A 21130-nucleotide genomic window follows, 5' to 3' on the forward strand; every position below is an offset into this window, starting at 1 on the left:
AACAAGACAAAAAAACAAGTTACAATCAGGTTAAATTTACAGAATATCAATATGACCATATAGTCACACACGTGAAGCACAAGCCAGCCTCCTGGCTCCGAAAGGGTGGAACCATTGAAGGAAAAAGAAAAGCTGATTATTGAAGCAGCAATTAAACTGTTTGCCCGAAAAGGGTACAAATCAACATCGGTTCAGGAAATCGCCGATGAATGCAAAATCTCAAAAGGCGCTTTTTATCTTCACTTTCCTTCCAAAGAAGCACTGCTTCTGTCCATGCTGAATTACTACTATGATAAAACGTTTACCCGAATCACGACGATCCAAACGGAGGGTGACAGCCCGAGAGCCGCTTATCAAAAACAGCTTGCGGTGTTTTATGAATCGATTCTCGCCCATAAAGATTTTATTACCGTGCAGATGAAAGACGGTTCACTTCCTTATACCGAAGAAGTGGCGCAGTGCGGAAAGAGAATCCTCCGGTCGATCCTGCAGTTTCATATCGACAGTCTTCTTGCTATTTACGGAGAAAAAGCCGAACCATACACCGCCGAGCTTTGTTTTTTAATAGAAGGAATCAGTCAGATGTATCTTGAATATCTCATTCTGACCGGCCGGTCTGTACAGCCTGCGCTTCTCGCAAATACCGTGATTCACAGAATTGATGACATCGTAAACGGAATGGCGGACAGACATGATGAAGCGTTTATTTCTCTTGATGAGGCAAGCTCACTGTTTGGGCCTCTTCATAACGGGAAGCCCGATCCTTTAAGCCAATCAATCTTGCAGACCCTCCGTGCGCACATCAGCACGATGGACAAGCCGCAAGCATCTGAATACACCGAGAGCTTGGATATTCTTGAAGCGGAAATGAAGAAAAAGTCGCCGAAACCGGCAATCATCAAAGGAATGATTCTGAATTTGAAGGAATCCGACCTGCTGGCTGAAGATGCAGAACAGCTCAGATTTTTACTGAAACAGCAGTTTATTTAGAAGAACGGCCGCAATGACTGCAGCCGTTCTTTCTGTTTATGCTTTCGGGTGCACCATATCTTCCGGACGCACCATTTCATTAAATTGTTCTTCCGTCAGAAGGTTCAGCTGTAATGCCGCTTCTTTCAGCGTCAGGCCTTCTTTATGGGCAAGCTTGGCGATTTTTGCGGCGTTTTCATAACCGATATGCGGGTTAAGCGCCGTAACAAGCATTAATGAGTTAGAAAGGTTTTCCTGAATGGTTTCCTGGTTCGGCTCAATACCGACAGCGCATTTGTCATGGAAGGAATTCATTCCGTCACTGAGAAGCTGCACTGTCTGCAGGAAGTTATAAATGATAACCGGCTTGAAGACGTTCAGCTCGAAGTTTCCTTGGCTGGCCGCAAATCCGATTGTCGCGTCATTTCCCATCACTTGCGCGGCGATCATTGTCAGCGCCTCACTTTGCGTCGGATTGACTTTGCCCGGCATGATAGAGCTTCCCGGCTCATTTTCAGGAATGACGATTTCGCCGATTCCGCAGCGCGGGCCGCTTGCCAGCCATCTGACATCGTTGGCAATCTTCATCAGGTCGGCAGCCAATGCTTTTAAGGCACCGTGAACGTGAGTGATTTCATCATGGCTTGTCAGCGCATGGAATTTGTTAGGCGAGCTTTTGAACGTCTGCCCCGTTACTTTTGTGATTTCTTCCGCGACGAATTCACCGAACTGCGGGTGGGCGTTGATTCCCGTACCGACTGCCGTGCCGCCGATGGCAAGCGCGCGGATTTTTTCCGTTGACTCAAGAATCATTTCTTTAGAACGGTCAAGCATGTATACCCAGCCGCTGATTTCCTGTCCGAGTGTCAGCGGAGTCGCGTCCTGCAAATGCGTGCGTCCGATTTTCACAATGTCTTGATACGCTTTCGCTTTTTCGTCAAGTGTCGCGCGCAGCTGATCAAGAGCCGGAACGAGCTGCTCATATACGGCAAGGACCGCCGCAACGTGCATCGCCGTCGGGAATGTATCGTTTGAGCTTTGGCTGCGGTTGACATCATCATTCGGATGAATCTTCAGATCAGAATTTTTTTCTTTCAATAAAGCAGTCGCGCGGTTTGCCACCACTTCGTTCATATTCATGTTGCTTTGTGTGCCGCTTCCCGTCTGCCAGACAACGAGCGGAAAGTTATCGTCGTATTTGCCGTTTAATACGTCATCACATACAGCGGCAATCGCCTGTGCTTTTTCAGACTCTAAATTGCCAAGGCGTTCGTTAGCGATCGCCGTGCTTCTTTTTAAAATTGCAAACGCCTTCACAACACGCTGAGGCATTTTTTCTGAACCGATTTTGAAGTTCTCTTTGCTGCGCTGTGTCTGAGCGCCCCAAAATTTATCTGCCGGAACTTTAACTTCTCCCATGGTGTCTTTTTCAATTCTGTAGTCCATTTATGTATCCCTCCATAACAGTTGCTTCACCCTGAGTATTATTCGCCAGTAACCGATGAAACCCTTTTTATTTTTCAGCCTTGGCCGTTTTTAATTTCAGCTCAAGATAGACGCGTGAATCCTTAGAGTATTTGTACTTCGGATTTGTTTTTCGGTATTCCTTCGACGTGTAAGCCACTTCGTAATGCGCTTCAAATGATTTAATGAGCTGTTCTATTTCTTCAGCATTTCCTGCCAGCCTGACTTGTGCCACATCTCTCCTCCGCTTTCATAAAAAAACTTGTGCAATTAATTACTTTATCATAGTATATCATTTTTTTAACAGGAAAAGATAACCTCAATTAAGGAATGGAAGGCGGGTGACAGTTGATGGCGCAATCGGAATTCAAGGAATACATACACATAAACCTGGCTATGGTGCTGCCCCACCTAGAGCCGAACGATGACCTGGTTCAAAATAAAAAGATGCTTCCGAACGGGCTTGTTTTTTATTATATGTATCTGAGTGAAATGAACGATGAAGACAAAATAAAAGAAGCGATTGAAACGCTGCTGCAGGGAGAAGACACCCTGACGCTGGAGGCAGTGACGAAGCGTCTTGATCAGATTGACGCCCGTCCCGTCACTGCGGCGAAAGAAGCCGTCACTTCCATTCTGCGGGGGAAATGCGCCGTGTTTATTAACGGCCTTGACAACGTATACATTCTTTCCACGGGAAAAAGAGAAAAAAGAAGCGTGACAGAACCTACCTCCGAAAAGGTTGTAAGAGGGCCTAAGGTCGCTTTCATAGAGGATTCTGATACAAACGTCGCCATGATCAGGCAGCGGACGAACCATCCGAAGCTGAAAACGAAAAAGGTTCCGCTCGGAGAAAGCAAGTTAAAATACGCCACTGTCATGTACATAGATGATGAGGCTGACCCGTCTGTCGTCAGCGATGTTTTAAAACGCCTCAGCGAAGTGAAGCTGGACGACATTCAGGATTCGGGGACGCTTGAAGAGCTTATTGAGGATAATAAGTATTCGCCGTTTCCGCAAATACAAAATACGGAACGGCCTGATAAAGTCTCCTCCGCCTTGTTTAACGGCCGCGTCGCCATCCTTGTCGACAACTCACCGTTTGCGCTGGTGGTTCCGGCTACTTTAGGCATTTTAATGCAGTCTCCCGACGATTATTATGAACGGTGGATTTCCGCCTCGCTCATTCGGGCGCTGCGGTTTACGTCTATTTTTATCACGCTGTTTTTTTCAGCCATTTATATCGCCCTCGTCTCGTTTCACCAAGGGCTTCTGCCGACGCCGCTTGCAGTCACTATCTCGGCGAACAGAGAAAACGTTCCCTTCCAGCCCATCATTGAAGCGATGGTGATGGAAATTACGATAGAACTGCTGAGAGAGGCGGGTTTGAGGCTCCCTAACCCGCTCGGCCAGACGATCGGACTGGTGGGCGGAGTCGTCATCGGCCAGGCGGCCGTTGAAGCAAATATTGTCAGTTCCATCATGGTCATCGTGGTCAGCATTGTCGCGCTCGCTTCATTTACGGTGCCGCAGTACGGAATGGGGCTTTCATTCCGTGTGCTTCGTTTCATTTCAATGTTTGCTGCGGCAGCATTCGGGCTGTACGGCATGATTTTATTTATGCTGGCGATATACACTCATTTATCGAGACAGCGAAGCTTCGGTTCTCCGTATTTCTCGCCGAATGGGTTTTTCAGCTTAAAAAACGCAAGACACTCCATTCTCCGTCTCCCTATTAAAAATCAACCAAAAGAGGCGAAAAACGTAAATGAGCCAGAAAACAACTCACAATAAACTTACAAACTATCAAGGGACGGCATTGATTGCCAACACGATGCTCGGCGCGGGGCTCCTCACCATGCCCCGGTCGCTGTCAGCAAGGGCAAATTCGCCGGACGGCTGGATCACATTATGTCTGGAAGGCGTCATCTTTATTTTATTGATTTATCTCAATACGCTCATTATGAAAAAACATCAGTATGGATCGTTTTTTGATTATATGAATGAAGGTCTCGGCAAATGGGCGGGAAATATCGTCAACCTGGCGATCTGTCTCTATTTTATAGGAGTCGCCAGCTTTGAAGCCCGGGCGATGGCGGAAATGGTCAAGTTCTTTTTATTGGAAAGAACGCCCGTGCCGGTCACGCTGTTTATCTTTATCGCCTGTTCCGTTTATTTGATTATCGGCGGCATGAATGATATCGGCAGGCTCTTTCCTTTTTATTTGACGTTTACGATTATTATTTTGCTGGTGCTGTTTTCCTTCAGTTTTAAAATATTTGATATAGACAACCTGCAGCCGGTGCTCGGTCAGGGATTTTCTCCCGTTATGGCCTCTTTGACCGTCATTTCTGTTTCCTTCTTGGGCATTGAAATTATGCTGTTTCTCCCCAAGCACCTTAAAAATAAACAGCATATGTTCCGCATGTCGGCCATGGGCTTTGGCATCCCGATTATTTTATACATCATTACCTACGTGCTCGTCGTCGGCGCCTTAACCACCCAGGATGTCAAAACAATGATCTGGCCTACGATCGCGCTCTTTCAATCATTTGAAATCAAAGGGCTTTTTATCGAACGGTTCGAGTCCTTTTTACTTGCTGTCTGGATTATCCAATTTTTCGCCACCTATGTATCGTACGGATATTTCGCGACATCAGGCCTTCATAAAATTTTCGGGCTGAAGCAGAAAAAAGGCATCATCTTCGTAGGGATTGCGACATTCTTAGGGTCATTGATGCCAAAGGACGCCAACAAGCTGATGATGTTCAGTGATATTCTCGGCTATATCTTCTTAGGTTTCTTTTTGCTGCCTTTACTGATGTTTGCAGTCGTCGCTGTGAAAAGGAAGGTGAAAAAAGCGCAATGAAGAAATACATCGTAATCTTTCTTTGCTCATTGCTTTTGACGGGATGCTGGGACAGCCGTAATATAGAAGACTTGAGCCTCGTTATCGGAGTCGGGCTCGATAAACCTGAGGAAGAAAACGTGGAAGTGACGCAGCAGATTCTGATCCCGCAAAAAGCAAGTTCCCAGCAGTCGACATCAAGCAATCCGACAAAGGTGACTTCCACTTCCGGGGAAACCGTTCACCAAGCCTTAAGGACGGCATCGTTAAAAAATCATCCCTCTTTCTCCCAGCACTTGCGCATCATGCTGTTTTCCGAAGCGCTGTTAAAGGGCAACATCCCGTTTGACGCATTAATGAACCAGTTTGTCAGAGACAGCGGAACGAGAAGAAGCTGCAATGTGATGACGGTGCCGGATAAAACGAAAGATATTTTCAATGTCACCGACCAGGGGGAGCCTGCGTCAAATACCATCTATGACTTAACGGAAAATAATTCCGTCACCATACGGATGATGGAACCTGTGACATTAGGGGATATATCCGAGAAAATCGCCCAGAACGAGACCTTTGTCCTGCCTCAAGTGCGCAAAGTGGGCAGCAGGCTGGAAATCTGGGGCGCAACCATTATAAAAAATAAATTCTGGTATGCAAATTTAACGCCTTTACAAGTCCAGAATATGAACCTGTTCACAGGCACGGTAAAGGGAGGCGTCACGTTTGCAAAGCATGACAATCATTATTTATCCTTCGAAGTATTTTCCAGCAAATATAATGTGAAAACACAATATAAACACGGAAAATTCAAGTTTATCGTCACCCGGTTTGTTGAAGGCCGTCTGTCTGAGGATTGGAACCCGAAAGAAGATTCCTTCAAGGAGTCCTATATAAATGAAATCAAAAACGCGGTAAAACGCAGCATTCATTCAGATGTCATGGCATTCATTGATTACATGCAGCATGAGTTGAAAGTGGATATTACCGGGTTAGGCGATCAAGTCCGGATTCATTATCCCGATAAATGGAAAAAGATATCCTCTGACTGGGACCACCACTTCAGTGAATCGGATATTGAATACAAAGTCAAAGTCGCCATCAGGGATTTCGGAACAAAGGGAATGTCCCAATGACCTGTCTTCGGGAGAGTGTGCTGGCGCCGCTCTCCTTTTCTTATGTCACGAGATGATTGCGGTGGGCATATACGGCTGCCTGCGTGCGGTCACTGACATCAAGCTTTGACAATATATTCGTAATGTGGGTTTTTACCGTTTTAATCGTAATGAACAATTCTTCACCAATCTCTTTATTCGTCTTGCCTTCCGCGACGAGACAGAGGATTTCCAGTTCTCTTTTTGTCAGCGTTTCATGTGGAAGCTGATTCTCTGAATGGCGCAGCCTTGACAGCACTTTTCCAGCCACCTTGGATTCAAGCTTCGGTTCGCCCTTGGCAGCCGCTCTGATGGCTTCGGCTATTTCTGCCGCCTTCGACGTTTTCAGCAAATAGCTGAGCGCTCCCGCTTCGATCACCGGATACACTTTGTCGTCATCAATAAAGCTCGTCAGCACGATGATTTTCGGGTCATTGAGTTTCGCGCAGATCTGTTTTGTCGCTTCAATGCCGTCCATGCCGTCCATGACAAGGTCCATTAAAATCACATCCGGCAAAAGCTCTGCGGCCAGATCGACGCCCTGCTGCCCGTCTGATGCTTCACCGGCGACTTCAATGTCCGGCTGTGCTTCTAAAAATGCGGCCAGACCCATCCTGACCATTTCATGATCATCAATCAGTAACACTCGAATCACTGTCGTTCTCTCCTTTTGTTTTCTGATAAATCGGGACTTTCACGTCGATCTGCGTGCCTTTTCCCTTTACGGAGATAATTTCCGCTATGCCGCCGATTTCACTCGCTCTTTCCTTGATGGAATGCAGGCCGTATGAGGATGCTTTCACTTGATCCATCGTAAAACCCGCCCCGTTATCAATGACTTTAAGCTGCAGCTTTTGATGTTTCGCGCCGAGCCTGACGGTGACCTTGGTCGCCTTTGAATGTCTGAAAACGTTGGAAAGCGCCTCCTGCACGATGCGGAACAGATGGTCTTCAACGCCTTTTGACACACCCGTATCGCTGATGTCCCACTCAATATCCAGCGGCTGCTTCGCTTTGAACTCTTTTAACAGCTCAATCAGCCCTTCTTTTAAGCCTTTTCCTTCTAAAGTGACGGGCCGCAAATGCAATAGCAGCGCTCTCATCTCGTTTTGCGCTTCCCCCGCCATATGTTCAACCATGCGAATCCGTTTGACGATTTTGTCATCCGCATCTTTCACCTGCTCTAAAACGGCGGATGTCATCATAGAAATGGCAAAGAGCTGCTGGCTGACGGCATCGTGCAGATCGCGCGCCAGCCGCTGGCGTTCTTCAGTGATGACCGATTTTTTCATTTGATCCTGCCATTCCGCACGTTCGTTGGAGAGCTTTTGCAGCGATGTGACCTGGAGCTCGACCCGCTTGGCCATTTCGTTGAGCTGGTCTGCCGCCAGACCGATTTCATCATCACCGAGCGGCGGCACCCGATAAGCAAAATTGCCGTTTTCAAATTTCAAAACCGCTTCAATCAGTGTATCCATTCTTGTTTTCAGGCGGCCGCCGTATACATAACCGGAAATCAATCCCGCCGAAAGAGACGCCAAAAGCAGGATGACCACAAACGGAATACCGAACCAGCCGGAAGATAACAGCAGCATTGGGTCAAGCCCGTAATACAGCAGCATCAGCGTAATAAACACCGTGCAAAGGAGCAGACTGAGTCCCGCGGTCATCCGCATGGCGCGCCACTGAATATTGGCGAGTAATTTTTTCCTCATAAATACTTCACATCCACATCGCCGATGAATAACGAAATTGAAATTTTAATCCGCCGCGGCGAGTCGCCGTACTCAGACGATACTTTATACAGATTCGGGCTCATGCCGCTTTTCTTAGAGCCGAGCAGGTTCATATCGCCGATAAAAGCCGATGAACTGACGGACACTTCGATATCCGGCGGGACGTACACATCGACATTGCCGATGACACCGCTGATGGTCATCGTGCTTTCTCCTTCGGGAATCATCGCTTTTGACAAATCAATTTTCACATCGCCGATGAATCCGGAAACATTTAAATCATTCAGCTCAAACGGGTCCTTCATCATCCGCAGCTCGCCGATAAAAAAGCTGCGGAGGTCCGGCTGTCTGCTTTCCGTCTGGGCGGAAGGCTTTGGCTGCTCTTCTTTTTCAAGGCTGATTTTCTTTTCTTTATGCTCAAATACGCGCTTTCCTTTCAGGAGCCTGTAGCCCGCGTAAATGAGAAAGGCGGCGAAGGCATAGCCGAACAGGCTGAAGGTGGCGCTGAACAGGTTTCTCAAAAATAAAAAAGCGGCAAAGATATACAGGACGGAGCCGAGCCAGCCGCGGGAGTATTTATTAAAAATATAGCCTGTGATCAGAAAAAAGAGCGGCCAAAACAGGAAGTCGCCGATGCCGATAATACGTAAAAACATGCTGACGCCTAATAAGGCGATGATAAGTCCGAGAATCTGTTTTTTTGCCATGTCAGCTGCTTGCCCCTCCTTTCCTTGTCTATTGCAGTGCAATATTGCCGCTCGTCACTTTTATATCTATCGGCCTGGCGCCGCTGCCTTTCATGCCGGTGAAGGTCCCGCCTTCCTTACTCGTTTTCTCAAAGGAATAGGACGGCTGAATCCTTCCGCTTGCCGTTTCGGCGTTTACTGTAAAATTCCCGTCTTTCGGCAGGCTGATGGCTGCGCTGCCGCTCGCAAGCCTGACGGATACGGGAGCGTTCGCTGTCTCAAGCGAGGCGTCGACACTGCCGGAAGCGACCCTCACGTCAAGGGCTCCCGTCACATGATGAAGCCCGGTATGTCCTGAGGATGAGCGGACTTCCGCCGTTTTAGCCGCAAGATCGGCTGCTTCGAGATCGCCCGACAGCCCTTTCGCTTTAAACACATCCGTCTTCACATGCTTCAGCGATATGTTCCCGCTTACAGAACGGACGCCGAAATGCGCAAGAGACAGCCCCTTGTTTCCGTCAACGGAAATGCTTCCGCCTGATGTTTGGACGGTGATGTCCTGATGATACTCATACGGGATGCGGACAATCAGCAGAGGACGCTGAAAGAGATTCAAAAATTGGAATCCTTTCTCCTTCGCTTTGAGATTGAGGGTTTTCCCCCTGCTTTGGACAAACATTTTCCCCGCCGGTCCGGTCATGTTTGCCGCGATGTCATTCCGCTCTTCCGCAATGATTTTCACATCCGTCTGTTCCGACGAAACGGACAGGCTTTTGACGGCATGAGGCGGCACGCTTGCCGATACCGATTCTGTTTCGTACAGCAGAAACAAACGCCCGGCAAACACTTCTTTCACCAAAAACAGACAGCAGATCAGAACGGGCGCCGCCATCAGCCCTTTGGCAATCTTACGCTTCATTACGTTCCATCCTTTTTCATTCATTTTATTATAAAGGAAAAGCCGGATAATTGATACGTGCGTATAGGGAAGAGGCGTAAAAGCGCCGACCTTCCCTTGTGCACATTATTCATGAGCCGCTTTTTGATGCTCTGCTTTTTCCAGAGAAAGCGAGCGCATTTTTTCAAGCTCAGCTTCGACCTCGTCCGAATATTGCGAGCGGCTGTGTTCTGTATTCGCCTCAGCCGAAGTGCCGTATTTGACGCGGACTTCCATTTCTTCAATGCGGTTTTCCATTCGGAGAAACTCTCTGTAGGCGCTTTCGCTGTCAATCTTGTCAAAAGAAGCGTTCATATGTTCCTTCGCTTTTGCCGCGTTGGCGCGGGCGATGAGCGCCTGTTTTTTATCCTTTACGTCGCGAAGACGCGTTTCCAGAGTTTCCAGCTGTTCTTTCAGCTCGGCCAGCTGTGTTTTCGCCTGCTCGTACGCTTTTTCATGTTCGGCCGCTTTTCCCTCAAGGTATTTCATTTCAGTCAGAGCCTTTTTCGCAAGCTCCTCTTCCCCGGCGTCAAAGGCAAGCTGAGCCTGATTTTTCCGCTTTGCCGCCGTTTCGGAAGCGTCCTCCTGTTTTTTCTTAAACTGATGGACGATCGTGTGCTGTTTGACAATCGTTTGTTTCGCCTTGGCGATGTCACTTTCCATATCACGCACATATTGATTCAGCATAACTTTCGGATTTTCTAGTTTATCAAGCCCTTCGTTAACAGATGCGACGAACATATCTCTTATTCTTTTTAAGACCATTTTGTCTTCCTCCTTATTTTTTCTTCAAAAATTCTTCCCATTCAGAGTCAAAGCCTGATTGATAGCCCGGTGATGACGCTTCCGGTTCATACTGGCGGGAAGCGGTGTCTGAGCCGCCCTGCTTCATCATCTTCCAGCCGAAATACACCATAGCGCCAGCCAGCCCGATAGCAACGATAAATGGCAGAGAGCCGACAAGAATCATAGCTCCGATGACGCCCGCGATGATACCGGATACCGCCCGGCCTTTTGAAAAACGTTTGATTCCCCAGTAAAGCATCAGGCCTCCGATCGCCAGCGGGATGATAAACGCGAAGTGGCCTCCTCCGAAAAAGACAGAAAGTCCGAACACAATCAGCAGAAAGCCGCCTGCCGTTTTTATATTTATATTCATGCAGATCCTTCTTTCGATTTCCTTGTCTTTACTATAAACAAATCCCGCGGCCGGCAAAACGAGTCAGAGATTGATTTTCATATCAGACCGGAGTCGTATAAGCCCCCCGACCCTAACATCAAAAAAACGCCGCTGCACCGGACGGCGCAGGGCGTTTTACAAGAATGCTATATTCTGATGCTCGCTTCTTTTTCCTTGATGAGATCAGTGCGTTCCGCTTTGGCAAGCTTCGTAAAGAACAATATCCCGAGACCTGACAGGACTTCAACGAGACCGCCGGCGGCAATGACTTTTCCGGGCCCGAAGGCGTTAGCCGCATATCCGCAAAGAACCGCACCGAGCGGAATGGATATGTTGGAGATCATATGGATGACGGCATAGACCTGCGGCTGATCATCATGATCCACAGACGTTTGAATGATGGTATACTCCGGCACATTTATGGCGCTGACGGCGGAACCGAACGCAAACGCCGCAAGGAAGACGAGCGGCAGAAACGTGTTGATGCCGGTGATGAAAAATGCCGCCCCTTCTATGATTCCCGCTGACACAAACAGGAGACCGTATTTGTTCACCTTCACCTTAGCCAAAATAAAACCCATTAAAAAGGCTCCGCCCGTGCCTGTCGCTTTCAGAAGCGAGTAAATGATCGGCGGCATATGTAAATCTTCAGCGACGTAAACGGCGGAAAGCGCCTCCCACGGAGCGGCCGCAAAGTTCATGAAAATACAATAGATGGCGAGCGGGTATAAAATCTGGTGTTTTCGGACGAGCACAAAACCCCGTTTAAGCCTTCCGAAATACGTCCCGCGCTGTCTGACGGCGGCGGTATCCGGTTTGTCACGCTGAACTTGGTATGACATAAAGAGTACGAGAAAACCTGATAGAAGATAGAATATAAGTGCGATAAACAAAGAATAGGCGGGACTGATAAATGTTAAAAACACTCCGCTCAGCGTAACGGCGGCAAGCCTGACGATCTGGCCTGATGACTGGATGACCGCATTCGCTTTCTGCAGGCTGTTTTCTCCGACAATATTGGGGATTAAAGAGATAGATGCAGGATTATAAGCGGCTCCGGTGGCTGAATGCACAATCATAAGAAGCATCACAAACCATAAAGGAGAAAAACCGTTAAAATAACAGACCGGAATGATTAACACGACCGCCGCGCGCGTGAGGTCTGAAAAATACATCCAGAATTTCAGCGTATGCTGCTTCATAAAAGGCCCGGTAATCGGCGCCAGCATCGCCTCCGGAAGGAACGTAACCGCAATTAACAGCGCCGTGCCGATCGCCCCTTCACCGTCAAAAATCAAAAACCAGAGAATGGAATTAAAGGCAAAACCGTCTCCCGACAATTTAACAAGCCTTGAGATAAACAGAAAGGTGAAATTTTTATTCCAGATGCTCTCGCTCTTATGATTTGTATCCATCTATCAAATCCCCCATTTTTTTACAATGTTTCTTATAATATCTCATTTTTTAATTTTTCAGTCAATAATGCATAAGATACATTTTCCTTCTGGCAATAAGGGTTCAATTGATGGATATCGCCGTTAAAAACAGCCGGCTTCCTCTCGCCGGCTGAATCAAAACGTTATTCATCTTCACGGAATACTGCGGCGCTTCTTTCAAACTCTATATCTTTAACGCCATGTCTTGCGTTGACTGCTCTTGCCGCCGCGAAAAAATAATCAGACAGGCGGTTCAAGTAACGCATCACCGTGTCATTTATCTCTTCTGTTTTGCCAAGTTTCACGATGAGACGCTCCGCCCGTCTTGTGACAGTCCGCGCGATGTGAAGCTGAGCAGCCGCCTTATGCCCGCCCGGAAGAATAAATTTTTCAAGCGGAGGCGCTTCAGCGGTATAACGATCTATGCAGTCTTCCAGCACGGTAATAGATTTCTCTCTTAATGTATAGCTCTTATTCTCAGTGACAGTCGCCAAGTCGCCGCCGCAGTCAAACAGCTCGTGCTGAATGTTTCGGAGTTGGGCTTTCAGATCACCGCAATTCTCACAATCAGCAAGCTCCGCAAGCGCAAGCCCGATAAAGCTGTTCAGCTCATCGATCGTCCCGTAGCTTTCAACCCGCAGACTGTCTTTATCCGTTCTGCCGCCGATCAGGCTTGTCTGTCCTTTATCGCCGGTTTTCGTATACAGCTTCATCGTTCTGTTCCTCCTTCTTCCGCCGCTTTTACACATGCCGCGGTTCCTCTTCTCACAGCTTTTTCCGCATGGCGGACGTCCATTACCTTTCCTGTCTGCAAGGCACAAATGACAATGTCGCCGTTTGCCTGTCTGCCGGAAAGAGCCTGCATTCTCGCTTCCGCCGCTGCCGTTAACAGACGTACAAAGCCTTGTTCAGATAAGCGGCCGCTGATGAGTGCCCAAACGGTGTGCCTGGCGGTCACGGCAATCGTTATCGAATCAAACGTCCGGCAGACAAAACCAGCCGCCGCTGAGCCGGTAAGCCGGCGGCTCCACGAAAAGCCTGAGCCGTCAGATGCGGTTGACAACATTCTGAACGGACGGTCTGTCTGAAGCTTTACGGTATTTCCGCTTTTGTTTATCAAAGAGGCGAACGAAGCGCTGACAGACTCTCTTTCCTCCCGCACTTCCGGCATGAAGGCGATCAGCGGTTTCGGTGACGCTTTTTGGCCGACAGCACTGACGGTGATGCCGTAAATGTCTTCAATCGTTTCTTTTTTCAAAGCCTGATCCGGCGTCTGCTTCGAAAAAGCGCGTCCGTCTTTCATCATCAGGAGCTGATCACAGTATTGTCCTGCGGCGTTGAGGTCGTGAAAAATACTGATGACCGTCAGGCCGCTTTCTCTCGTCAGCCGCTTCACCGTATCAAGCAGGTCTTTTTGATATTTGAGATCAAGAAATGTCGTCGGCTCATCCAGACACAGCACCTCAGGCTGCTGAGCCAGCGCCTGCGCCAGAAAGACGCGCTGCCGCTCCCCGCCGCTCAGATTGCGGACGGATTGCTGCGCATATCGGTCGATGCCCGTCATTTCCATCGCTTCCCGGACAATGTCTTCATCATGTTGATCCATCTGTCTGAAGAGTCCTTTTTGATACGGGTATCTGCCGAAGGACACTGTTTCCTTAACGGTAAATGTAAAAGCTTGCTCCGTATGCTGCGGCAAAACGGCCATGATTTTCGCAAGCTCCCGCGGCTTGTATCCGCCGACGGGCCTGCCTGCTACGAGCGCCTCGCCTTTTGACGGAGAGAGCATTCCCGTCAGCAATTTCATCAGCGTTGTTTTTCCCGAGCCGTTCGGACCGAGTATGCCGACAAATTCACCTTTTCCGGCGGTAAAGCTGACATCTTCCACAATCATCCGGCCTCCGTACCCGCCGGACAGGCTGCTCACCCTGATCATAAGCGTTTCCCTCCATGATGCTGGCGAAGCAGAATCAAGGCAAATACAGGCGCTCCCGCCAAAGCCGTCATAATGCCGATCGGCAATTCGACAGGCTCAATGACGGTGCGGGAAAACAAATCCGCCAAAATGAGAAACCCGGCCCCCGTCAATGCTGACAGCGGCAGTAAATGGCGATGATCCGTTCCCCATAAGAGCCGTGTCACGTGGGGAATGACAAGGCCGACAAATCCGATCGTCCCCGAGACGGCAACCGCTCCTCCCGTCAGCAGAGATCCGGCGGCGATCATCAGCAGTTTTCTTTTTCCCGTACTGACGCCTAACAGCCTTGCCTTTTCTTCTCCATAAGTCATAATGTTTAATTCTTTGCCATTGATAAGCAGAAGCGCCGTCCCGGCCAGAAAAAAAGGCAGAAACAGCGCGACATAGCCCCAGCCCCTCATTGACACGCTTCCTAACAGCCAGCGGACAATCGGGAGCAGATCATTGCCCGTTAAAGCGATCACAAGCGATATGAGAGCTCCGAGAAAAGAATTCATGATGATGCCTGTCAAAATGAGCGTCGAAACCGACATCGACGCATGAACGAGGCGGCTGAAAAACAGAACCGCCGCCATGACCGCAATCGCTGCGGCAATGCTGACAACCGGTAGTGTGAACCGGCCGATGACGGGAATCTGAATGCCGAAAAACAAGGTGATCACGGCTCCCGCCGAGGCTCCCGAAGATACCCCGAGTGTATAAGGGTCGGCGAGCGGATTTTTCAGAAGTCCCTGAAACGCCGCTCCCGCAATGGATAACGCGGCTCCGACAAGGGCAGCCAGAACGACTCTCGGCAGGCGGATATTCATCATAATATTTACATTCATAGGATCAGCCGAGGATGTCCGGCCGATCCCGATCCAAAAAACGTCGGATAAAGGAATATGCAGACTGCCGATTGAAATGCCGAGTGCCGTACAAACGGCTAAAAACAGCAGGCTGACCGTGTAGGCCAGCGGGCGGTTACTTTTTAAACGTTTCAGGATAAACGCTTTCTGCAAGCTTCTCGACCCCTTTGACAAGGCGCGGGCCTGAGCGTGTGACAAGGTCGGGATCAACAGAATAGACATTGTGGTGTTTGACCGCATTGACGGCACCCCAGCCGGCGCGTTTTTCCACTTCAGCGGCCTTTACGCCGTCTGTCGTAATGATGACGTCCGGATTCATTTTGACAATCGCTTCATCCGTAAGCTGAACCCAACCGGTCTGGCTGCCGGCGGCGTTTTTCGCGTGTATATCTTCAAGCATTTCGTTCATAAACGTGCCTTTCCCCGTCGTGTAGCCGTCAGGAGACACTTCGACGAATACTTTCTTTTCGTCTTTTTCAGAAATGGCCGCCGCTTTCTTTTCTATGCCGGAAAGGTCGGATTTCATCGATTTGATCAGCTTATCCGCCTGCTTTTCTTTGCCGGCCGCTTTTCCGATCATGCTGATTGATTTGTACACATCTTGGAACGATTGCGCATCATTGACCGTTAAGACGGTGATGCCCGCATCTTTCAGTTGCTTCATCGCATCGGCGGAAGCGGACATAGAGGACGCGTGGGCAAGCACGAGATCCGGCTTCAGCGCGATGACTTTTTCAGCGTTCACATTCATATCTCCGACTTTCGGTTTTTTTACCGCTTCTTTCGGATATGTATCATTTGTCGTGACGCCTGCGACCTTATCTCCCAGTCCGAGCGCGTATGTAATTTCCGTATTGCTCGGCATGAGGGAAACGATTTTTTCCGGTGCCTGCTTTATGGTTACTTTTTCGTTCGCGGCATCCTTAATGGTTACCGGGAATGCTTCGGTTGAGACGGCTTTTTGTTTGGCCGCGCTTCCTTCTTCCTGTGCGCCGGAACAGCCGGCGATCACAAAGGCGGTGACCAAGAGCGCCGCCCAGACGGCAGTGATCTTCTTCATTCTTTTAACTCCCCCTGATTATGGTAAACGATTGTCTCTTTGACATTCGTATCCTTTTTTCGCAGTAATTATACTATAAGTCTTTAAGGCTTGTATATCCGGCCTTTTTGCATGAAAGCAAATTGTTCGTACACACTAAAATTCATCATGTATACTGTTACACAATGGTGTAAAAAGGAGGATTATCGTGGAATTACAGCTTGAACGAAAGCTCGCGTTGATTACAGGATCAACTTCAGGCATCGGAAAAGCCGCGGCAAAAAGCTTTTTAGCCGAAGGCGCCGAGGTGATTATAAACGGAAGAAAAAAAGAAACTGTGGAACGGACGGTTGAGGAGCTTTCCGCTTACGGAACGGTCCACGGCATCGCTGCGGATTTATCGCGTCAGGATGAGGCGGATGACTTGATAAAGCGCGCCGGCGGAATCGGGGAAGTCGATATTCTCGTCAATAATCTCGGTTTTTTTGAAGTAAAAGACTTCGCTGAGGTGTCTGATGACGAATGGACTCGGTATTTTGAAGTGAATGTTATGAGCGCCGTGCGCCTGTGCCGGCGTTTTCTGCCGCAAATGCTCGAGAGAAACAGCGGACGGATTCTGAACATCTCCAGTGAAGCCGGTGTCAAACCGCTTGCGCAAATGATTCCGTATTCAATGACGAAAACGGCATTAATCAGCTTGTCCCGGGGAATGGCGGAAATGACGAAAGGCACAAATGTCACGGTCAACTCCGTGCTGCCGGGACCGACATGGACCGAAGGCGTCGCTTCTTACATGGAAGGAGCCGCAAAGGCTGCCGGAGAAGACACGGACAGCTTCGTCCGGGATTATTTTAAAGTGAATGAACCGACATCATTGATTCAGCGCTATGCAACCCCGGAAGAAGTCGCCAATACGATTGTATTTCTCGCTTCATCAGCGGCTTCTGCCATTAACGGCACCGCACAGCGGGTTGAAGGCGGCATCATCCGCTCCATTTAACACAAAAAAGCCCGGCACAATGGGAACTTCCCCATATGCCAGGGCTTTTTTTACATCATGCCTGCAAACGGAACCGGCTCCCAGCCGCCCGTCTCAAGCTCTGCTGAAAACAGGCCGCCCGCATGCGGCTGCTCAAGTCTTTCGGCTTCCGTCAATTTTTCCGTCGCGGTCGTAATGTATAACGTGTTCAAGTCTCTGCCTCCGAACGCGCAGCAGGTGACGTATTTCGCCGGAACTTCGATAGATGCAATTTCCTTATGCAAAAACGGGTCAATCCGGACGGCACGGCCGCCTCCGAACAGAGCCACCCACAGCATTCCGTCACGGTCAATGGTCATTCCGTCGGGAGATCCTTGCGACTCCGGAAAGCGGTAGACCGTTTTCGGATCTGATACGGCTCCGGTTTCAGGATCATATGAATAACAGACGATTTCCTGCGTCGGAGTATCGATATAGTACATCAGGTTTCGGTCCCGATCCCAATCCAAACCGTTCGAGGTGGAGACCTGGTCTTTTATTTTGGCAAGGCTGCCGTCCGTATTCAGACGGTACAGCGAAGCCTCCTCTTCTTTGCCTTCCATGCTCGTCGTTCCTGCCCATAATCTGCCGGACGGGTCGCATTTTGCGTCATTGAAACGGATATCTTCCCGCATGTCTCTAGGCTGCTTCATCTTCGTCAATGTATCTTCCCGAAGATTGTACAGGTAAAAACCGTCTTTCATCGTCATCACCAGCTCTTCCTTTGAATACAAGGCCAGGGCCGTGACAAATGATTTGAATTTAACGGAACGGTTGATTCCGTCAGCCGGAGTGAAGATATGGAGCTGGCTGCCCAGTATATCCACCCAGTACAGGCATTGCTTGTCCTTGTCCCATAAAGGGCCTTCTCCGATTACTGCTCTCGTATCTGCTCGTAATGCTGCTTCCATGTGTGAACACCTCTTTTGCTTGTCAGTCTTCTATTGTTATTCCCGACAAAGCGGCGTCCAAACTCAATCTTTTTTAAAAAGAATCGTAATCACCGTTCCGGCGCTGATTCTGCTGTTGACATGGATGGTTCCGTTATGAAGGTGTACCAGCTCCTTGGCAATGGCGAGCCCGAGTCCCGTTCCTTCTGACGGGCCTTTCGTATTCGTTCCCCGGTAATAACGGTTAAACAGCTGGTGAATCGTTTCGTCGTCCATCCCTCTTCCGTTATCTTTCACCTTCAGAATGAGCTGTTCGGCTGATTCCTCAAGCATGACCCGAATGGCGGTCCCTTTCTTATTATGCTTAACCGCGTTTGCCAGCAGATTCTCCAGAATACGGCGGAACCACGCTTCATCAATGGCGAAAAGAATGTCTTCCTTTTTGGTTTCAAAGGCGATGTCATAGCCTTCCGAGAACGTGTTTTTCGTGAAATCGTTCGTGACGTTTCTGATAAACGGCACGACGTTGATCAGCCGCCGTTCGATCGGGAGGGCCGCGTTTTTGAGGCGGTATGTTAAGTTTAAGTCCTCAATCAGCTTGGACATATATTCTGATTTTTCCCGGACGATCTGCCCCATTTCTTTGACTTCTTCCGGGGTCCAGTCGTATTGCTTCGATTCAAGCATCATGCTGTAGCCGTAAATCGTGCTCAGCGGGGTTTTTAAGTCATGGCTCAGCCCGGCGATCCATTCTTCCCTTGTCGCCTGGATTTTTTCTCTGTTTTTCTTATCCCGCTTCAGCGTGTCGGTCAGCTGATCCATCGATTCGAAAATCTCGGCGAAAAAGCGGAACGGCTGCTTTGTTTTGCCTTTTTTGTTTTTGCTGACCGGCTGTCCTTTGCGGTTCTTTGGCTCTTCAAGCCGGCCCTTTGATAAATTGACGAGCCATTTGATGGTATGAAACAGCGGCCAGCCGAAACGGAAAGAGTACCAGATGGTCAGGATGCAGATCATAAATACCAGGATTCCGATCAAGAGGAAGAGGGTTTTCAACACATTTCTCAAAAATGATTTGTTAAACTCGTGATCGGGGATGTACACGGGGTTCGGCACCGACGCGACCATCCATTTCGTTTTATCGAGTCTTTTAAAAGAAATTTCCCGTTTGTAATTCCACGGCTTGGAACTGTATTTCAGCAATTCAAGCTCATTGACGGTGTTCCGTTCTTTTTTCGTGCTGTTGATATCCCCGAGCAGTCTGCCGCTGTCTTCGAGAAGGTAGACCGCCCCTTTTTCCCGTTTAATATAATCAATCGTGCTTTTTTTATATTGAGAAAGGGAAGCGAGGGATGGCTCCTGTGATTCGATGTATGTGAGAAGCTGCTCACTGGCGGATTTCCAGCCGAACAGAATCAAATAGGTCTCATCATTTATCGTGACCGTCCAGTAATTCAGCTTGTAGTTGTCAAAATTCCGGTACTGGTAAATGGATAAGAGATCTTTTCTGCTGTAATGGCTCGGGACGTCTTTCGGCACTCTGTACGCGTAGTCTGTTTTTTCTTTGTCATTAATAATCTGCAGCCAGCCCTTCTGCTTTCTGACCGACATCTTTAAAAATTCATCGACATCCCATGTGCCGTCTTCATTTTTATCAAGCCACGCTTCAAACGAGTCTGCCGTCGCTTTAGTAAGTCCCGCATTGGCTTCCGCTTCGCTGAAACGCCAATCCAAATAGAAGAAAGAAGCGACGGCCAAAACGGACATCAGCAGGATGACCAGCAGCAGCTGACCGAAAAAGTGAAGCAGAAATTTTCCGCGCATTCTCATGAGCGGGTTCCTTTTTCTCCTTGATCGGGAATAAACCGATAACCGAGGCCGCGCACCGTTACAATATAGGACGGATTGCTGGGGTCTTTTTCAATCTTTTCTCTGAGCTTGCGGATGTGAACCATGACGGTGTTGTTGTCGCCGTAAGACGGATAGCCCCACACTTTTTCATAGATCTGATCTTTCGAGAGCACCACATCAGGATGTTCACAGAAATATTGAAGCAGCTGCAGAAGCTGTGCGGAGCAGCTGACGGGCTCGCCCCCGACGATCAGCTCGGCGTTTTGCGGTGAATAGGAAAAATGGCTGTATGAATACGTCTTTACCGCCGTTTTCTCTTCGCGCTTATAGGTTCTCTTTAACGTCGCCCTGATCCGCGCCGCCAATTCGAGCGGATTAAACGGCTTTGTTATATAATCGTCAGCTCCCAATGCAAATCCTGACAGCTTATCCGCATCAGAAGAACGGGCAGTCAGAAAAAAGATCGGAGCGTCGGTATAATTCCGGATTTCGGTGCATGCTTCAAAACCGGACATGCCTTCCATCATCACATCCAGCACGAGCAGATCCGCGGTTTCATGTTTAACAAACTCGATCGCTTCCTCAGCGCTTCCGGCTGTCTTAATGTTGTGATAGCCTTCTTTGACGAGAACGCGTTTGACCATATCAACGATCGCCTTCTCATCGTCTACAATTAAAATTGACGCATTTTCCACTTGGACGTTCCTTTCTCTTTGTTTTTTTCATCATATCATTATATGGATAAGATTTGGTACTTTTTTAGTGCGGAGGTCTTGCGGGGAAACAGAAAAGAAAAACGAGACCGGACATCTCTTCTCGTTTTTCTCACGTTGTCAGAGCGGAATATCCATCATTCCGCCGCTTTTGTCAGGAGCTTTCATTTATAAGATGAAGAATAAATTCCCAAAAACCCGGCACGTCCTGGCATAACAGCATGTCCGCTTTTTCAACTATTTTAATCTTCAATTCCTGTTCCAGATCTTCTCTTTCCTGGTAAGACGTATTGCTCAGTTTTTTTTTTATCATTGGCGAAAAACGCGAAATCAAGAGTTCCATTTCGTCGATATCTGTTTTCCCCTTGTTGAAGTCAAATGGCCCGTTCACT

The 21130-nt window shown here is 48.6% G+C and carries 22 protein-coding genes; 5 read left to right on the plus strand and 17 right to left on the minus strand.

From position 1 onward, the window contains the following. Positions 1 to 114 precede the first annotated feature (114 nt). Positions 115 to 990 carry a TetR/AcrR family transcriptional regulator gene (locus tag NYE50_RS17560; protein WP_159354562.1) on the plus strand — a complete coding sequence of 292 codons (876 nt, stop codon included), beginning with the start codon at positions 115 to 117 and terminating at the stop codon, positions 988 to 990. 36 nt (positions 991 to 1026) lie between these two features. Here NYE50_RS17560 and fumC read toward each other — a convergent pair whose 3' ends face one another. Both fumC and NYE50_RS17570 read right to left on the minus strand, forming a co-directional pair. Continuing rightward, on the minus strand, positions 1027 to 2415 hold the full coding sequence (gene fumC, locus NYE50_RS17565) for a class II fumarate hydratase (RefSeq protein WP_045925990.1): 1389 nt from the start codon (positions 2413 to 2415) through the stop codon (positions 1027 to 1029). A gap of 67 nt (positions 2416 to 2482) precedes the next feature. Next, entirely contained in the window at positions 2483 to 2668 is a 186-nt protein-coding gene (locus NYE50_RS17570; protein ID WP_003151806.1) for a YvzF family protein, read from the minus strand. 116 nt (positions 2669 to 2784) lie between these two features. Here NYE50_RS17570 and NYE50_RS17575 point away from each other — a divergent pair, with 116 nt between their 5' ends. The 3 genes from NYE50_RS17575 to NYE50_RS17585 are packed head-to-tail and all read left to right on the plus strand — an operon-like array spanning position 2785 to position 6411. Next, positions 2785 to 4227: a spore germination protein gene (locus NYE50_RS17575; RefSeq protein ID WP_159354720.1), complete on the plus strand. Its 1443-nt coding sequence runs from the start codon at positions 2785 to 2787 to the stop codon at positions 4225 to 4227. Beyond that, complete coding sequence (locus NYE50_RS17580; RefSeq protein ID WP_060964310.1) at positions 4202 to 5302, plus strand: spore germination protein; 1101 nt, start codon at positions 4202 to 4204, stop codon at positions 5300 to 5302. The genes NYE50_RS17575 and NYE50_RS17580 overlap by 26 nt, the downstream gene beginning before the upstream one ends. Further along, a complete protein-coding gene (locus NYE50_RS17585) occupies positions 5299 to 6411 on the plus strand; it encodes a Ger(x)C family spore germination protein (RefSeq protein WP_224988006.1) in 1113 nt (370 codons plus the stop codon). The genes NYE50_RS17580 and NYE50_RS17585 overlap by 4 nt, the downstream gene beginning before the upstream one ends. A 40-nt stretch (positions 6412 to 6451) precedes the next feature. Here the strand turns inward: NYE50_RS17585 and NYE50_RS17590 are convergent, their stop codons facing one another. The 11 genes from NYE50_RS17590 to NYE50_RS17640 all read right to left on the minus strand — a co-directional run bounded on the left by NYE50_RS17590 (position 6452) and on the right by NYE50_RS17640 (position 16290). Then, on the minus strand, positions 6452 to 7084 hold the full coding sequence (locus tag NYE50_RS17590) for a response regulator transcription factor (RefSeq protein WP_003151798.1): 633 nt from the start codon (positions 7082 to 7084) through the stop codon (positions 6452 to 6454). Continuing rightward, positions 7062 to 8144: a two-component system sensor histidine kinase LiaS gene (liaS, locus tag NYE50_RS17595; protein ID WP_022553751.1), complete on the minus strand. Its 1083-nt coding sequence runs from the start codon at positions 8142 to 8144 to the stop codon at positions 7062 to 7064. Before liaS ends, NYE50_RS17590 begins: the two co-directional genes overlap by 23 nt. Beyond that, entirely contained in the window at positions 8141 to 8872 is a 732-nt protein-coding gene (liaF, locus tag NYE50_RS17600) for a cell wall-active antibiotics response protein LiaF (RefSeq protein WP_224988008.1), read from the minus strand. Before liaF ends, liaS begins: the two co-directional genes overlap by 4 nt. A gap of 28 nt (positions 8873 to 8900) precedes the next feature. After that, positions 8901 to 9770, minus strand: coding sequence for a LiaG family protein (gene liaG / locus NYE50_RS17605; protein ID WP_060964305.1), 870 nt, complete (start codon positions 9768 to 9770; stop codon positions 8901 to 8903). Between the two features lie 105 nt (positions 9771 to 9875). Further along, on the minus strand, positions 9876 to 10553 hold the full coding sequence (liaH, locus tag NYE50_RS17610) for a stress responsive protein LiaH (protein ID WP_047477575.1): 678 nt from the start codon (positions 10551 to 10553) through the stop codon (positions 9876 to 9878). A 13-nt stretch (positions 10554 to 10566) separates the two neighbouring features. Further along, the gene (locus tag NYE50_RS17615; RefSeq protein WP_060964304.1) at positions 10567 to 10947 is read right to left on the minus strand and encodes a hypothetical protein; all 381 of its coding nucleotides are present in this window, start codon (positions 10945 to 10947) and stop codon (positions 10567 to 10569) included. A gap of 167 nt (positions 10948 to 11114) precedes the next feature. Further along, positions 11115 to 12383, minus strand: coding sequence for an MFS transporter (locus tag NYE50_RS17620; RefSeq protein ID WP_060964303.1), 1269 nt, complete (start codon positions 12381 to 12383; stop codon positions 11115 to 11117). 164 nt (positions 12384 to 12547) lie between these two features. Next, positions 12548 to 13117, minus strand: a complete 570-nt coding sequence (locus NYE50_RS17625) for a cob(I)yrinic acid a,c-diamide adenosyltransferase (RefSeq protein ID WP_159354565.1) — start codon at positions 13115 to 13117, stop codon at positions 12548 to 12550. Beyond that, positions 13114 to 14340 carry an ABC transporter ATP-binding protein gene (locus tag NYE50_RS17630; RefSeq protein ID WP_224988010.1) on the minus strand — a complete coding sequence of 409 codons (1227 nt, stop codon included), beginning with the start codon at positions 14338 to 14340 and terminating at the stop codon, positions 13114 to 13116. The genes NYE50_RS17625 and NYE50_RS17630 overlap by 4 nt, the downstream gene beginning before the upstream one ends. Beyond that, positions 14337 to 15383, minus strand: a complete 1047-nt coding sequence (locus NYE50_RS17635; RefSeq protein ID WP_014721787.1) for a FecCD family ABC transporter permease — start codon at positions 15381 to 15383, stop codon at positions 14337 to 14339. The genes NYE50_RS17630 and NYE50_RS17635 overlap by 4 nt, the downstream gene beginning before the upstream one ends. Beyond that, positions 15346 to 16290: an ABC transporter substrate-binding protein gene (locus NYE50_RS17640; protein ID WP_012118415.1), complete on the minus strand. Its 945-nt coding sequence runs from the start codon at positions 16288 to 16290 to the stop codon at positions 15346 to 15348. The genes NYE50_RS17635 and NYE50_RS17640 overlap by 38 nt, the downstream gene beginning before the upstream one ends. A gap of 187 nt (positions 16291 to 16477) precedes the next feature. Between NYE50_RS17640 and NYE50_RS17645 the strand changes: the two genes are divergently transcribed. Beyond that, entirely contained in the window at positions 16478 to 17269 is a 792-nt protein-coding gene (locus tag NYE50_RS17645) for an SDR family NAD(P)-dependent oxidoreductase (protein WP_063094428.1), read from the plus strand. A 50-nt stretch (positions 17270 to 17319) separates the two neighbouring features. On the opposite strand, the gene NYE50_RS17650 is transcribed toward NYE50_RS17645, so the two are convergent. From NYE50_RS17650 to rsoA, 4 genes are all read right to left on the minus strand, one after another. Further along, positions 17320 to 18198 (minus strand): SMP-30/gluconolactonase/LRE family protein, encoded by an 879-nt coding sequence (locus NYE50_RS17650; RefSeq protein ID WP_063637066.1) that lies wholly within the window; start codon positions 18196 to 18198, stop codon positions 17320 to 17322. A 63-nt stretch (positions 18199 to 18261) separates the two neighbouring features. Next, positions 18262 to 20004 (minus strand): HAMP domain-containing sensor histidine kinase, encoded by a 1743-nt coding sequence (locus tag NYE50_RS17655; RefSeq protein ID WP_224988012.1) that lies wholly within the window; start codon positions 20002 to 20004, stop codon positions 18262 to 18264. Beyond that, entirely contained in the window at positions 20001 to 20720 is a 720-nt protein-coding gene (locus NYE50_RS17660) for a response regulator transcription factor (RefSeq protein WP_003151779.1), read from the minus strand. The genes NYE50_RS17655 and NYE50_RS17660 overlap by 4 nt, the downstream gene beginning before the upstream one ends. A gap of 172 nt (positions 20721 to 20892) precedes the next feature. Then, positions 20893 to 21129 carry a sigma-O factor regulator RsoA gene (rsoA, locus tag NYE50_RS17665; protein WP_159354571.1) on the minus strand — a complete coding sequence of 79 codons (237 nt, stop codon included), beginning with the start codon at positions 21127 to 21129 and terminating at the stop codon, positions 20893 to 20895. Position 21130: the final 1 nt, after the last annotated feature.

It is taken from the genome of Bacillus sp. EU55 (assembly GCF_038005925.1).
GTDB classification, from domain to species: domain Bacteria; phylum Bacillota; class Bacilli; order Bacillales; family Bacillaceae; genus Bacillus; species Bacillus velezensis.

Coding starts and splice junctions, on each gene's coding strand:
- NYE50_RS17650 (WP_063637066.1), bottom strand. CDS start 18,198: ATGGAAGCAGCATTACGAGCAGATACGAGAGCAGTAATCGGAGAAGGC.
- NYE50_RS17630 (WP_224988010.1), bottom strand. CDS start 14,340: ATGATCAGGGTGAGCAGCCTGTCCGGCGGGTACGGAGGCCGGATGATT.
- liaG (WP_060964305.1), bottom strand. CDS start 9,770: ATGAAGCGTAAGATTGCCAAAGGGCTGATGGCGGCGCCCGTTCTGATC.
- NYE50_RS17585 (WP_224988006.1), top strand. CDS start 5,299: ATGAAGAAATACATCGTAATCTTTCTTTGCTCATTGCTTTTGACGGGA.
- NYE50_RS17655 (WP_224988012.1), bottom strand. CDS start 20,004: ATGAGAATGCGCGGAAAATTTCTGCTTCACTTTTTCGGTCAGCTGCTG.
- NYE50_RS17580 (WP_060964310.1), top strand. CDS start 4,202: ATGAGCCAGAAAACAACTCACAATAAACTTACAAACTATCAAGGGACG.
- NYE50_RS17620 (WP_060964303.1), bottom strand. CDS start 12,383: ATGGATACAAATCATAAGAGCGAGAGCATCTGGAATAAAAATTTCACC.
- liaH (WP_047477575.1), bottom strand. CDS start 10,553: ATGGTCTTAAAAAGAATAAGAGATATGTTCGTCGCATCTGTTAACGAA.
- NYE50_RS17625 (WP_159354565.1), bottom strand. CDS start 13,117: ATGAAGCTGTATACGAAAACCGGCGATAAAGGACAGACAAGCCTGATC.
- NYE50_RS17615 (WP_060964304.1), bottom strand. CDS start 10,947: ATGAATATAAATATAAAAACGGCAGGCGGCTTTCTGCTGATTGTGTTC.
- fumC (WP_045925990.1), bottom strand. CDS start 2,415: ATGGACTACAGAATTGAAAAAGACACCATGGGAGAAGTTAAAGTTCCG.
- NYE50_RS17575 (WP_159354720.1), top strand. CDS start 2,785: ATGGCGCAATCGGAATTCAAGGAATACATACACATAAACCTGGCTATG.
- liaF (WP_224988008.1), bottom strand. CDS start 8,872: ATGGCAAAAAAACAGATTCTCGGACTTATCATCGCCTTATTAGGCGTC.
- NYE50_RS17640 (WP_012118415.1), bottom strand. CDS start 16,290: ATGAAGAAGATCACTGCCGTCTGGGCGGCGCTCTTGGTCACCGCCTTT.
- liaS (WP_022553751.1), bottom strand. CDS start 8,144: ATGAGGAAAAAATTACTCGCCAATATTCAGTGGCGCGCCATGCGGATG.